Origin of the sequence: Caballeronia sp. INML2, assembly GCF_023631365.1 — a bacterium.
GTDB classification, from domain to species: Bacteria; Pseudomonadota; Gammaproteobacteria; order Burkholderiales; family Burkholderiaceae; genus Caballeronia; species Caballeronia turbans.
The window spans coordinates 1-245 of the sequence record NZ_JALQDH010000249.1 but is presented as its reverse complement, the minus strand read 5'-3'; the positions used below and the strand labels follow the sequence as shown (position 1 = coordinate 245).

Annotated in this window: 1 protein-coding gene; it reads left to right on the top strand. The window is 57.1% G+C overall.

The genetic code is table 11. The features are described 5' to 3' along the window. Positions 1–16: 16 nt before the first annotated feature. A partial coding sequence (locus tag NCT32_RS37185) for a type VI secretion system contractile sheath small subunit (RefSeq protein WP_250491582.1) occupies positions 17–245 on the top strand: 229 nt, incomplete at its 3' end.

Below are 245 nucleotides of genomic sequence, written 5' to 3'. Positions count from 1 at the left end.
GTTCAAGGAGACACGCATGTCCCGAAACAATAGCAGTAACAACAACAGCTCGCAGAAGTTCATCGCGCGCAACCGTGCACCGCGCGTGCAGATCGAATATGACGTCGAGGTCTATGGTTCGGAAAAGAAGGTCGAACTGCCCTTCGTGATGGGCGTGCTCGCCGATCTGTCCGGCAAGCCTGTAGAGCCGCTCCTGCCTGTCGCAGACCGGCGCTTTCTCGACATCGACATCGACAACTTCGACG